General features: G+C 58.1%; 11 protein-coding genes. 3 read left to right on the top strand and 8 right to left on the bottom strand.

The annotated features are described in order from the left end of the window. Positions 1–51: 51 nt before the first annotated feature. The 4 genes from mqnE to ubiE are packed head-to-tail and all read right to left on the bottom strand — an operon-like array spanning position 52 to position 3,710. On the bottom strand, positions 52–1,209 hold the full coding sequence (mqnE, locus tag RSSM_RS05330; RefSeq protein WP_008675380.1) for an aminofutalosine synthase MqnE: 1,158 nt from the start codon (positions 1,207–1,209) through the stop codon (positions 52–54). A gap of 58 nt (positions 1,210–1,267) precedes the next feature. Continuing rightward, positions 1,268–2,224, bottom strand: coding sequence for a UbiA-like polyprenyltransferase (locus tag RSSM_RS05325; RefSeq protein WP_008675379.1), 957 nt, complete (start codon positions 2,222–2,224; stop codon positions 1,268–1,270). Next, positions 2,221–2,910 carry a UbiX family flavin prenyltransferase gene (locus RSSM_RS05320; RefSeq protein ID WP_008675378.1) on the bottom strand — a complete coding sequence of 230 codons (690 nt, stop codon included), beginning with the start codon at positions 2,908–2,910 and terminating at the stop codon, positions 2,221–2,223. The genes RSSM_RS05325 and RSSM_RS05320 overlap by 4 nt, the downstream gene beginning before the upstream one ends. After that, complete coding sequence (gene ubiE / locus RSSM_RS05315; protein WP_390174044.1) at positions 2,907–3,710, bottom strand: bifunctional demethylmenaquinone methyltransferase/2-methoxy-6-polyprenyl-1,4-benzoquinol methylase UbiE; 804 nt, start codon at positions 3,708–3,710, stop codon at positions 2,907–2,909. The genes RSSM_RS05320 and ubiE overlap by 4 nt, the downstream gene beginning before the upstream one ends. A gap of 201 nt (positions 3,711–3,911) precedes the next feature. Here ubiE and RSSM_RS05310 point away from each other — a divergent pair, with 201 nt between their 5' ends. Next, positions 3,912–4,604 (top strand): HAD family hydrolase, encoded by a 693-nt coding sequence (locus RSSM_RS05310; RefSeq protein WP_008675375.1) that lies wholly within the window; start codon positions 3,912–3,914, stop codon positions 4,602–4,604. A 334-nt stretch (positions 4,605–4,938) separates the two neighbouring features. Here RSSM_RS05310 and gatA read toward each other — a convergent pair whose 3' ends face one another. After that, entirely contained in the window at positions 4,939–6,438 is a 1,500-nt protein-coding gene (gene gatA, locus RSSM_RS05305; RefSeq protein WP_044301240.1) for an Asp-tRNA(Asn)/Glu-tRNA(Gln) amidotransferase subunit GatA, read from the bottom strand. A gap of 344 nt (positions 6,439–6,782) precedes the next feature. Between gatA and RSSM_RS32285 the strand changes: the two genes are divergently transcribed. After that, positions 6,783–7,115: a hypothetical protein gene (locus tag RSSM_RS32285; protein ID WP_201767181.1), complete on the top strand. Its 333-nt coding sequence runs from the start codon at positions 6,783–6,785 to the stop codon at positions 7,113–7,115. 438 nt (positions 7,116–7,553) lie between these two features. On the opposite strand, the gene RSSM_RS05295 is transcribed toward RSSM_RS32285, so the two are convergent. From RSSM_RS05295 to RSSM_RS05285, 3 genes are all read right to left on the bottom strand, one after another. After that, positions 7,554–8,891 (bottom strand): sensor histidine kinase, encoded by a 1,338-nt coding sequence (locus tag RSSM_RS05295; RefSeq protein WP_008675370.1) that lies wholly within the window; start codon positions 8,889–8,891, stop codon positions 7,554–7,556. Beyond that, positions 8,891–9,478 carry a response regulator gene (locus RSSM_RS05290; RefSeq protein ID WP_173403134.1) on the bottom strand — a complete coding sequence of 196 codons (588 nt, stop codon included), beginning with the start codon at positions 9,476–9,478 and terminating at the stop codon, positions 8,891–8,893. The genes RSSM_RS05295 and RSSM_RS05290 overlap by 1 nt, the downstream gene beginning before the upstream one ends. A 508-nt stretch (positions 9,479–9,986) precedes the next feature. Beyond that, on the bottom strand, positions 9,987–10,655 hold the full coding sequence (locus RSSM_RS05285) for an RNA-binding protein (protein ID WP_008675367.1): 669 nt from the start codon (positions 10,653–10,655) through the stop codon (positions 9,987–9,989). Positions 10,656–11,312: 657 nt separating this feature from the next. Between RSSM_RS05285 and RSSM_RS05275 the strand changes: the two genes are divergently transcribed. Further along, the gene (locus RSSM_RS05275) at positions 11,313–12,200 is read left to right on the top strand and encodes a hypothetical protein (protein ID WP_008675366.1); all 888 of its coding nucleotides are present in this window, start codon (positions 11,313–11,315) and stop codon (positions 12,198–12,200) included. Positions 12,201–12,416 lie beyond the last annotated feature (216 nt).

Here is a 12,416-nt window from a genome sequence, read left to right as displayed (position 1 = left end):
ATTTCGTTGGTAAACAAACGTTCTCGCGGCGGTATTCGGTGCCGATTTTGCTTAAACGCTCGCTAGTTCGACGTCGACACTTTCGCCCGAATGCCACTTCGTGAAGTCGTTTGGGTCGCGGATCACACGGTTGTACGTCGTGTCACGTTCGATCGGATCGCGGCCGGCTTCCCGGATCAATTGTTGGATCTGATCGACCGACAGGAACTCAGGCGTCTGTGCCCCGGCGTCGTGGTAGATCAGTTCGTGCCGGACCGTACCGTCGATGTCATCGGCTCCATAGGCCAACGCGGTTTGAGCCGTTTCGATACCGAGCATGATCCAGTACGCCTTGATGTGACGCACGTTGTCGAGCATCAAACGGCTGATCGCGATCGTTCGCAGGTCCATCAAACCCGAAGGCTTTTTCAGGTCCGAGAGCTGTGTGTTTTCCGGGTGGAACGCCAACGGGATGAATACCTGGAATCCGCCGGTCTTGTCCTGCAGTTCACGCAAACGCATCAGGTGGTCGATCCGGTGGTACGCCTTTTCGACGTGCCCGTACAACATCGTGCAGTTCGTCTTCATGCCGATTTCGTGGGCCGTTTTGTGGATCTCAATCCATGACGGCGTGTTGGCTTTGTGTTCGCAGAGTTGGTCGCGGACCTCGGGGTGGAAAATCTCCGCTCCGCCGCCAGGCATGCTGCCTTGGCCCGCGTCCCGCATGTCTTCGAGCACCCAACGGAATGACTTCTTCGTTTGAAAGCGGAACCAATCGATCTCGACCGCCGTCCACGCTTTGAGGTGGATTTGCGGGAAGTTCTCTTTTAACAACGTGAGCATGTCGCGGTACCACTCGTATTTTCGTTGGTGGTGGAGTCCACCGACGATGTGCATTTCGGTGCAACCATTGGCAGTCGCTTCGCGGCCGCGTTCGAGGATTTGGTCGTCCGTCATCGCGTAGCCGTTCTGGTCGCGAAGGTCTTTGCGGAACGCACAGAAGCGACACCGGTACACACATACGTTTGTGGGATTCAGGTGCGTGTTGATGTTGTAGTAACCGACGTTCCCGTTCATCCGCTCGCGGACATAGTTGGCGAGTTCACCGATCGCCTGGATGGACACATCGGGCTCGTACAAAAACAACCCATCCTGCAGCGACAAACGCTCTTCGGCTTCGACTTTGTCGCGGATCTCTCGCAGGCGGGCACGGATGTTGGAGTTGGACATGAGAGACGTCAGGGGGAGAGGTAACAGGGTGAGGTGATAGGTAACAGGTTGGTGGTGTTCAGCCGGCAAGGCAATCGGCGGTTCCGGCGACTAGCAACAGCAAGCTGATGATGGCGTTGGTGTGGAAAAACGCAGCGTTCACGCGGCTGAGGTCGTCAGGACGGACGAGCCAATGCTGGACCAAAACCAACACTGCTGTCAAGGCAACTGCGACGGCAAAGATCCATCCGAGCCCGGCCGGCGAACCGCTCATCACAAGAGCGACGAGAAAGCCGAGCATGACGACGTGCATCCCAGCGGCGATCCGCAACGCTCCGGCGATTCCAAACCGACTCGGAACGCTGTGCAAACCGGCCGAGCGGTCGAAGTCCGCGTCCTGGCACGCATACAGGATGTCAAACCCGGCAACCCAAAACGCGATCGCACCGGCGAGAAATAACGGAATCGAAATGTATTCCCACGACATCGCATTACCTCGGATCGCCACCCAAACGCAGATCGGCGAAAGCGACAACGCCACGCCGAGCCAAAGGTGAGCCGAAGCGGTGAACCGTTTGGCGAGCGAGTATCCGAGCAAAAACGCGAGCACCGGAATGGATCCGTAAAGCGGCATCCGGTTGGGTAAAAACAGCAACGTCGACGCTACAAAACCGACTGAGCAGGCGATCGTGAACATCAAAACGCCGCGACGCGAAAGCACACCGGCGGGAAGGTGACGTGTCGCCGTGCGTGGGTTCTCCGCATCGATCCGATGATCGACCAAACGATTGAACGCCATCGCGGCGCTGCGTGCGGTGACCATGCAAAGCAGCACGCCGATGATGTCGGTCACCCGTACCGCGGGTGTGACTGCGTCTGTCGACGAGAGCGGAGTTGACCAGGCCAGGAAGGCGGCGAGGATCGCGAACGGAAGGGCGAAGATGGTGTGAGAGAACCGAATCAGTCCCAACCAATCTCCGATCGATGCCGAACCGGTTGAGTTACCGTTGTCGGTCGTGGGATTCACCGTCGTCATGACGTCTCCTTCCATCGAGAGATCAATGTATTGTCGACGCCGATTTGGTCGAGGATACGAGCGACGACAAAATCCACGAGATCGTCAATGCGTTGCACGTCGTGATACCAACCGGGCATCGCGGGCAGAAGAACGGCGCCGGCCGAAGCGAGCCGATGCATGTTTTCGATCTGCAGCACACTCATCGGCGTCTCGCGTGGAACGAGCACGAGTTTGCGGTGCTCTTTCAAGTGAACCTCCGCGGCGCGTTGGATCAGGTTCGACGCGGCGGCGCGTGCGACACCCGAGAGTGTGCTACCGCTGCACGGACAAATAACCATCGCGTCGGTCACAAATGATCCGCTCGCGATGGGCGTCATGTAGTCATCGAATTGGTGGTAAAAGAAACGTTCGTCCCCTTTTTGACCGAGCGAGCTATCGAGCTCAAAGGCAGGCAATTCGGACCACTGCGGGACACACGTCACCAAAGCATCGAGGTCGGGTTGTCGAAGGTTGAAAGACAATCCGAGTTCCTGTCCGATCACCGCCGCACCGCTGGGGCTGACCGTGAGGTGAATCTCCACGTCGCTGAGTCGCAGCGCCTGCAGAAGCTTGACCGCGTACGGTGCGCCGCTGGCTCCCGTGATCGCCACGACAATCCGTCGGGGACGTCCCGTGTCGTTGTTTTGCGTCGCCACCGGTGTCACTGCGCCACCATTTTCAGCGGTTGATCTGCTTCCTGATCGGTAGCCGTTTTCTCCGGCGCAGCGGAAGGTTTCCCAGGTTTAGTGCCGATGTAGATTGTGGCCACCCCAAGGGTCAGCGGGTGGAACTCGACTGAATCCAATCCGGCATCGCGAAGTCGAGACGCGAGAGCTTCGCCGCAGGGGAATTGTCCGACCGAGGCGGGCAGGTATTCGTACGCGGATTTGTCGTTACGTGCGAGCCACTGGCCGACTTTCGGCAAGATCGCACGAAAGTAAAAACCGTAGAGTTGTTTGAGGACCGGCAGCGTTGGCTGCGAAAATTCGAGCACCATGACTTGCCCGCCCGGACGGCAAACGCGAACCATCTCGCGGATTCCCTGGTCGGTATCGACAATGTTTCGGAGCCCGAATGCGACCGTCACGCATTGAAACCGGTCGTCGGTGAACGGCAACTGCATCGAGTCGGCTTCGAAGAACGGGATCGTCGGACGGCCCGCTCCGCCGGAGGTATCGATCACCCGTGAGGCCTCTTTGTCGCGAGCGATCTCCAACATCGCGTGGCAGAAATCGCTGCCGATCACACGCACGTCGCTGCCCGCCCGGTCGGCAATTTCGATCGCCAGGTCGCCGGTGCCGCAGCACATGTCGAGAATTGGTGCGTCGCCTTTGATTTTCAGCCGATCGACCGCTTTGCGTCGCCACCATTTGTCGATGTTCAGCGACAGGAGATGGTTCATCGTGTCGTAACGTGGGGCGATTTGCCGAAACATCTCGCGAACCCGTTTGCCGCTCTTGTCCAGCGGCGGTGTGGTGTCGTTTCCGGAATGGGAATCGCGGGCGGAGTGGCAGTCTGCCGAACGTGTGGACGCAGCCGGGCGATCGTGATGCGGCGTATCGTCCGTGGCCGCGAGTTCGTCGCGGATGGGCTGGTCGTTTTCGGCTGGGCTCTGGGACACTCATTGGCGTGACTAATTGATTCCACAAATTGGCTGGCAGGAACGATGCCGGCGGGAGCCGACGTGCGGGTTTTTTTATTTGATATCGATGGAACGTTGTTGACGACCAAAGGCGTCGGTAACTCGGCACTCTCCTTGGCGTTGAAGGAGGAGTTCGGCGTTCTGCTGCCGGATTGCGACGTGATGTTTTCGGGCCGAACCGATCGCAGTTTGGTCATCGAATTGTTGCAGCGTAACAACCTCGAACCGTCCGACGAACACTGCGACCGACTCCGTGATCGCTACATCAGTCTAATGGGCGGCCAGCTTGCTCGTCAGGGCGGGATCGTTTTGCCCGGAATCCGGCAGCTTTTGACGAATTTGTTTCGTCGCGACGCTCTCGAGCTTGCTGTCATGACCGGAAATTTCCCCGAGACGGCAACTCGAAAACTCGAACATTTCGACCTGCGGCAGTGGTTTGCGTGGATCGCCGGCGGTGACGCGCACGTCGATCGCGACGACTTGGCTCGCAGGACGGCGAAAATTGTCGCCCGTCGACACGGCAATCGGGTGAAGGAAATGGTCGTGGTGGGTGACACCCCAGCCGACATTCGATGCGGGCACGCGATCGGCGCTAAAACCATCGCCGTCGCAACCGGCGAGTTCACGATCGACCAGCTTGCGGCCGAGAACCCATCGCAGATGTTCCCGGACTTCTCGAAAACCGAGGAAGTGCTCGAGGCATTGATGCGAGACTGAGGTGGTGCCAGGCCGTTGGCCTGGGTTAGGCGAACGGATGGGGAACCACGTAGCTCGGTCTTTCCAAGACCGAGTGCAGGCGTCGGTTGGATTGGTGGACCGTTGTGCTTCGATTGGTTTGCTAGCTCAACAGTGGTTTGTCCGCCTCGGAGATGCGGACCTACGTGGCGGTGGCTGCTAGCGACGCCGCGTTCCACCGGTGAGCCGAAGTGCGTGAGCACTCGGGCATTGGGCGTGCCAAGTTCACTCAATCGATCGACGCTTCCACCCGAGGCCTCACGGCCGTTCGGCTCACTTGAGGAGCGCGGTTTGAGTTTGCTGTGCAGAGCACGAACTAGGTCGCGACGAATCCTTCGGGACGCTGTTGGTGGTGTGAGGTCGCGGATTGGAATGCGGCTCCGGCGGCGAGTAGTTTGCATTCTTGCATCACGGGGGCCTGCAACTGCACACCGACAGGCAAGCCGTCATCGTTGGTTCCACCTGGCAGCGAAATCGCGGGGACTCCGGCCAAGTTCGCTCCGACGGTGAACAGGTCGCACAGGTACATCGAGATCGGATCGTCGATGTTTTCGCCTAAACGAAACGCGGGCGAAGGAGTCACCGGGCCGAGGATCAAGTCGACTTTCTCGAACGCCGCGTCGTAGTCGCCGCGAATCAATCGACGCACCTTCAAGGCTTGGTTGTAGTAGGCGTCGTAGTAACCTTCGCTCAGTGCATACGTGCCGACCATGATGCGGCGTTTGACTTCGCTGCCAAAGCCCGCAGCACGACTCGAACGATACATCGCTTCGAGCGGTTGGGTGTTTTCGAGTGCCGCTTCGCCACTGGCGCCTGCCTCGTGACGATAGCCGTAGTGAGCCCCGTCGAAACGCGACAAGTTGCTGCTCGCTTCGCACGGCGCGATCACGTAATAAGTGGGCACCCAGTAAGGACTGTGTTCGAGGTCGATCTCAACGATCTCGGCGCCCAAATCGCGGTAGACCTTTTCCGCTTCGGCGAACGCGGTGCGAATCGCGGGAGTCACGCCTTCTTGATCGACCGCGCTCCTCAGCACTCCGATCCTCACGCCTTTCATGTCGGGATCCGTGATCGCGGCGCGGTAGTCGGGCACCTCGTGGTCAACCGAGGTGCTGTCGGCGGGATCGTAACCGGCCATGGCCTGCAACCCGATGGCAACATCCGACACCGCCCATCCCATCGGACCGGCTTGATCGAGGCTGCTCGCAAACGCCACCAACCCGTATCGGCTGCAACGTCCGTAGGTGGGCTTCAATCCGGTGATGCCGCAGAACGCGGCGGGTTGCCGGATCGATCCGCCGGTGTCGGTACCGATCGACAATGGCACCGTGCCCGATGCAACCGCGGCGGCCGCACCGCCGCTGCTGCCGCCGGGGGTTCGGTCGGTGTCCCATGGGTTTCGGGTCACGCCCATCGCGCTGGTTTCGGTCGACGCGCCCATGGCGAACTCGTCCATGTTCGTCTTTCCGATCACGATCGCGCCTGCCTGTTTCAATTTGGCGACCACGGTGGCGTCGTACGGCGGCGTGAAGTTCCGCAGCATGTTCGACGAACAGGTTGTCGGCATATCTGACGTGCACAGAACGTCTTTGATTGCGACCGGCAAACCTGCCAAGGGCGGCAGTGGGCGGCCGGCTTTGCGATCTTCGTCCACCTTCGCCGCCGCCTGCAACGCCGCGTCGTAGGAAACGTGTGTGTACGATTTATGCGTCGGTTCGGTCGCCCCGATGGCTCGCAAAGCGGTCTCGGTGACCTCCTTCGCGGTCGCGTCACCAGATTCCAAGAGTTCCAAAATCGTCGAGGTCGAATCCAACATGTTCGGCAAAATTCCGGGCAAATAAAAATGACGTTCGGCGGCACGATCGCGGGATCGTTCGGATTCGTTCAGAGTGGTTCCGGGCCGGACCGAATTGATCGGACGAGTTTTACCCGACGAAGGTATCTGACAACCGGAAAAATCGAAAGTAGGGACCGTGAACCCCGGCGTCGCGGGCCCGGTAAACGTTCGCTCGTACGAGCTGCCGGCAGATACGGCATAATGAACCGCAGGCTAGCCCGGGACACAGCCTTCTGACGGGCGTGCTCATCTTGGTTAGCCTTCTCGATCGTTGGCATTCTCGTTTCAGTCGGCAAACTCATGCGATCTCGCCAAAGGCATTGATGAATCAACTCGAAACTCCTGCTGAATCTGCTCCTGGCGAATCGGAATCCTCAGACCGCCCCGACGAGAACAGATCGACACAGAAAGTCCGGTCGTCTCCGGCGAGGATTTTGCGAACGCTTGTGATCGGGTTCGCCATCGCGTTGTCGCTGCTCGTTTTTCCGAGTGTTCTGCCTTGGATGATCGCCGGGTGGTTGGGCGTGTTCACCGTCGCCGCGTGCCGGGGACGTGTCACGTGGGTGCCGCTGGCGATTTGTTTGGCGGTCCTCGTCGTTCGTTTGGTGCCACACACTCCGGCGATGTTATCGAAGCAGATCGGTTCATTGAGGTAACCGACGCCTGGTTTTGGAAAGACCGAGCTACGTGTTGCCCGGACGATCAACAAACGACGTCCCGATCGGCCATTTTGATTTGTGTTGTGATGTTGGATCTTTAACAAGATCCACTACGGGGGCGTGAGCCGAATGGCCGTGAGGCCTCGGGTGGAAGCGTCGGTCGGTTGTGCGAACTTGGCCGGCCGAAAAACCCGAGTGCTTACGCACTTCGGCTCACTGGTGGGGACGTTGGCTTTGTGAAAGCGTTCCACGTTGGTTCGCATCTCCGAGGCGGACAAAACACCGTTTAGCTCGCGGGCAGATCGAAGCAGATCGGTTCATTGAGGTAACCGACGCGTGGTCTCGGTCTTGGAAAGACCGAGCTACGTGTTGCCCCGACGATCAACAAACGACGTCCCGATCGGCCACTTCGATTTGCGTTGTGATGTTGGATCTTTAACAAGATCCACTACGGGTGTTTGGGTGGTTTTGGGTCGGCAATGTTATCTTGGCGACACATCCGGCGATGGCAGGGACCAGTTCGAGATGGCCGCCGTGTAGTTCTGCGATCCGGTCGGCTCGGCAGAGTCCCAGTCCCAAGCCTCGTCCGGCTTCCCGGCCGCTGTAATATGGGTCCGTCGCGACGGAGGTCTGCTGCGGAGTCATCCCAGGTCCGCTGTCGGCGACTGAGATTTCGACTTCGCATTCGTTGACGGTCACATTCAATCGAATCACGCCATCGGTCCCGATCGCTTCGATCGAATTCTTTACCAAGACCGCTATCGCTTCGCCGATCATTTCATCGTCACCGACGATCTCGATGGGTGTTGGGGCCGATCCATTTTCAATGTCGATCGAAATTCCCAAACGATCCGCGGTCTGGCGCGCGGAATCTGCGACTCGCTCGATGCGCTGAATTAAATCGAAACGAGTCGCGTTCATCGCAGGCGGGTTCGCGTAGAACATCAAGTCCGCGATCATCGCGTGAGCACGTGATGTTTGGTCGACGATTCTTTGCAGCGAATCCTTAACGTCGGCTTCGTTGATGCGATGAACGAGCGACTGTGCACGTGTCGATATATTTGCCAACGGGTTGTTAATCTCGTGGCTCAGGCCGTACGCCAACCGGTGAGCCAGCCCGCGTTTGTTTCGTTGGACAGCTTCGCTGAACGAACCGGATCGCACGTCGGATTCGTCCAAGCGGCGAACGAGTCGATCGATTGCCAGATGCGCTTGGCCGAACGGACTGTCGTCGGCGCATGCGGGACTGCGCAGCTTAGTTTTCCACGACGACGGTATCGGGTTTGCGATTCCGACTGCGTCGAACCAGGGATCCGATTGCTCGACCCATCGGGACATCGGAACGACACGGAAATAATCATCGAGACGTTGGAACTCGGCGAGACCGGCGTCGCAGTCCGCGACGTCAGGAGCCGCTAACCAATCGGTTTCGTTCCAAACCTTTCGCCCGTTTCGTTGCCACCAGCGTGAAAGTTCGTTCGGGGCTAGTTCATCTGCCGAGGCAAATTGATCTTCAAAGTGCGTTGGCGGAACTTCGTTTGAATCTTGGCCGGACTGTTCTTGGGCTAATCGAGCGATCGTGAAGAGCACCAAGGCCGGGTCCGTGGAAAATGCACGGACGAGAGTGCCGCATGGGGATGCGGCGTTGGAGTCGACCACCGACAGCGCGTCGACGATTCCCGCGACCGAGGTCGCTTTGAGAGGAAACCATCCGCCACCGCCTCGAACAATCGGCGGCAGCCAACCTGCGTAGCGCGTGGTCTTCGGTGGCATTAACCCATCACGCCACGTTCCATTTCGAGCAAGTCACACGCACGTCCGACGAGGTCGTCGATCGAGAATGGTTTTTGCATGAAATCGTTCGCGCCGGCGGCCTTTAGTCCGTCCACCTTGCTGTGTTCGACCATCCCCGAGATGCACAGGATTTTCACCATGTCCATCGAAGGATCGCTGCGAACGCGTTGGCAGACTTCCTTCCCGTTGATATCGGGCAGCATCACGTCGAGAACGACGAGGTCCGGCCGAAATTCTTTCACGCCCATTCCGGCGTCGAAGCCGTTGTTGGCGGTGCGAATTTCAAAGCGACCGTCACGTTGGAAGCCGTCCTGCATCAAGTCAACAAGATCCTGATCGTCGTCAACGATCAGCAATTTTTTCTTGCCGCTTTCGAGGGCGTCGGTCGGAATGCCGTTGTCCTTCATGAACATATAAAGCTGTTCACGCGGGATGCGGCGGAATTTGCTGCCGGGGACGCGGAATCCCTTGAGCGAGCCGTTGTCGAAGCAACGGATGATCGTCTGTTGGCTCACCTTGCAAATTTTTGCGGCTTCGCCAGTCGTAAAGACAGTTTTCTTGGTCATGGCCGGAACCATCCTCCCTGTGGGGTAGTACCATTACCTAAAATAGCGAAGGCTTAGTTATCCCACCTTCACTGATTCACTTCATTTAGCAAAACCTCGGGCACGATGCACTAGCACTTATGCCCTGCAGTCGAGCACGCTGCCCCTAAACTCTTTTCATGGGCTCAAAGCCCGGTAGCGAGTGCAGAACACGTGCGGTCCGCAGGCGACATAAGCGACCTGTCTTCCCTGGATTGCCGATATTGAAGATTCTAACGGTTTGGCAATCTGGGTCAAGATTGATCTAAGACGCGGAAAAACCGCGGAACGCGTCCGGTCGTCGCGCAAAATCAACGCTTCTCGTATGGAAGCGCCTCGTCTCCAAACATTTCACGCGAGACCTCTCTAGAGGAGGTCACTTGCGTGGATGCAGCAAAATCAGACGCAGCAAAATCAGACGCAGCAAAATTAGACGCAGCGGAATAAGACGCTGCGAAATCAACCGACGAAGAAATCAACCGCCAGAAAATTATCGGCTAGGGTAAAACGGCTGGCTGCTGTTTTGAAAACTACGTGAAGGTGGCGGGAGCGTGTTGCCGCGGGTGGTGTTTCGCGACGGTTGTGGCGACGTTGAGGGGCGTGACCCGGTCGATTGCGAATCGGTGGGGAGTTGTGCCGGTTTGTCATCCGACAACGTCCAACGTTTTCCATTGAGTCCGGACTGGGAATTCCATGTCAAACCGGGCACGAACATGATCGATGCGATGCTTGGTCCATTGATCGACGCGGTGCCCCACTCGGTTTCCACGGTGATCATTTTGACATCGGTCGCTCCGGTGATCGAGTCACCGTTGAGCATGACGACTGTGGTGGTCGCATCGTCGGCCGATGCAAAACGCACCCCGGCGACTTCCGACAGCGGAATGCTCGCGGTTCCGAACGACGTTTGCATTTGCAACTGCGTCGTGTCGGTCAGCGTCCCTTCGATCGTGTTTTTTGTGATCAAACCGACCGTGACGCTGAGCGGGCGAACGGTGGGCGACGCCTTCGCCGGTGAAATCGGTTTGGCTTCGGTTGGTTCCGCTTTGATCGGTTCTGCCTTGACGACTTCCTGAGCGTTTAGCGGTGCGGTTGCACTGATCCCTGCCACGCAAACGAGTGCGGCGAAAGATGCGGAAAGGAAAATGCGATTCGACATGGGGACTCTCGAGAGATACGAGACAAACTGAATTGGCAGGAAACGGGAAGTGCCTCGCGGTTCACACCGAACCGGAAGGAGAAATCCCTGCAACGCAAAGGATAGTTACGAACCTATTCGAGCAAGCGAATTGATGGCGGTGGTCGGAAAGGCTCTCATGATTTTCGCAGAATAATCCCATTTCGTGCGAGTGCTAGGAAACAGCGGCATTTTGTGAACAAACGCTCAAAATGGAAGACTGGAAATTCGATGCAGACGTCACGATCTGACATAAACTAGAGTGAGGCGACTAGACTGACAAAGCCTCCGATCGGTTGTGTTCGGGCGGATCGCAACCACGGAGCAGACCCGGCAGCAGTGTCGAACCCGGCGGCAGTGTTCGGGGGCAGTTGCTGGGCCGGCGCTCTCCGGAGTGCAGCGACCCGGCACGCGATCGCTCGGCAGATTACTTTCGGCAGGCAGCACTCAGCGAACTCATTCGGCGGATCGTGATTCGGCGAATGATGGTTTAACGAAAGATTGTTCGGCGAAAGATTGTTCGGCGAAAGATTGTTCGGCATGTCGGCGGTCATGCTCTGGTATGTCGATCGGTCGTGCGTCTGCGATCGGAACGCTGCCTCGTAACCCGATTCCTTCTCCTTCTCGCGGTAATCCAACATGTGGCCACTGACCAACGGTTTACGATGCCTTACCGGGCCGGAAGCGTCGCTGTTTCGCGGCGGTGTGGGGATGATGATCGATCAGATCGTGATGGAACTGAATTCCACCTCAGAAGAATCAGCGCCCCCTTTTGTTGAAGACGAACCGAGCAGCGACTTCGGATTCCGTCCGCCGCGTTGGTATTCGATGTGGGAACCGCAGCAGCGGGTTTGGCTGCTCGAACGAGTCACGACATCGTTGCTCGCCGCTCGCGTGGCACCACCTCAATCGGCGATCTATGAAGCAACCGTGGAAGCGGTCTATGTCGAGATTGCCGATCTGATCGCGATGGAGATCACCACGGGGGCGCCGATCCAGCGCGGCAGTTGGCGTGGTTCGCTGTTGGATGCGTACGTGCAGCGGTGCCCGGAGGACAGCCTTCTCGGCGCGTTGCAGTTCGAGGCAACCACGATGGATCCGTGTTTGCCACCGTCGCTGACCCGGCAGTGGAACGAAGCCCAATCGGAAGAAGAGGCCGCCGATGCGAATCAAACGAGTGAAGCAAACGCATCCGATCTGGAATCATCATCCAGCCCAAGCGATCGAAACGAAGATTCGCTCGGCAGAAAAACGCGGAACTCCGCAAACGATTCTCGCGAGGAGGAACCGGACTGGATGGCGTGGTGGACCAGCGTGATCGAGCGTCTTGTCGATGCGACCTACGGACCGCGTCTTCACCACGAAGCCGAACGTTATCGCGACGGCGACCCGGAAATGCTACAGCGTTTTCTGCAGTTAAAAGGGGTCAACGACAAATTCATGCAGCGAATCCCGCCGCTGCGATCCCGCGGGCAAACACAGGCCGCGATCGACCGAATCCAAAAGATGGTTTTTCCCGACGAGTGAAACCGAAGACGCCCCACGTTGTAGAATCTTTCCAAGACTGAGACGACCGGGGCGAGTGAGCCGAAGTGCGTGAGCACTCGGGTTTTGGGCGTGTTGGGTTTTGGAGATCGGTTGGCGATTCGGCCCGACGCCTTACGGCCATGCGGCTCACCCACGTAGCTCAGTCTTTTCGTGATCGCTCGCCAAATCCGCTACTGCCATTGGAAGAACCTCCAA

This window comes from Aporhodopirellula sallentina SM41 (genome assembly GCF_000346505.1).
Lineage (GTDB): Bacteria > Planctomycetota > Planctomycetia > Pirellulales > Pirellulaceae > Rhodopirellula > Rhodopirellula sallentina.
This window is presented reverse-complemented; position numbering and strand designations above follow the sequence as displayed.

Coding starts and splice junctions, on each gene's coding strand:
- mqnE (WP_008675380.1), bottom strand. CDS start 1,209: ATGTCCAACTCCAACATCCGTGCCCGCCTGCGAGAGATCCGCGACAAA.
- RSSM_RS05325 (WP_008675379.1), bottom strand. CDS start 2,224: ATGACGACGGTGAATCCCACGACCGACAACGGTAACTCAACCGGTTCG.
- RSSM_RS05310 (WP_008675375.1), top strand. CDS start 3,912: ATGCCGGCGGGAGCCGACGTGCGGGTTTTTTTATTTGATATCGATGGA.
- gatA (WP_044301240.1), bottom strand. CDS start 6,438: ATGTTGGATTCGACCTCGACGATTTTGGAACTCTTGGAATCTGGTGAC.
- RSSM_RS32285 (WP_201767181.1), top strand. CDS start 6,783: ATGAATCAACTCGAAACTCCTGCTGAATCTGCTCCTGGCGAATCGGAA.
- RSSM_RS05295 (WP_008675370.1), bottom strand. CDS start 8,891: ATGCCACCGAAGACCACGCGCTACGCAGGTTGGCTGCCGCCGATTGTT.
- RSSM_RS05290 (WP_173403134.1), bottom strand. CDS start 9,478: ATGACCAAGAAAACTGTCTTTACGACTGGCGAAGCCGCAAAAATTTGC.
- RSSM_RS05285 (WP_008675367.1), bottom strand. CDS start 10,655: ATGTCGAATCGCATTTTCCTTTCCGCATCTTTCGCCGCACTCGTTTGC.
- RSSM_RS05275 (WP_008675366.1), top strand. CDS start 11,313: ATGTGGCCACTGACCAACGGTTTACGATGCCTTACCGGGCCGGAAGCG.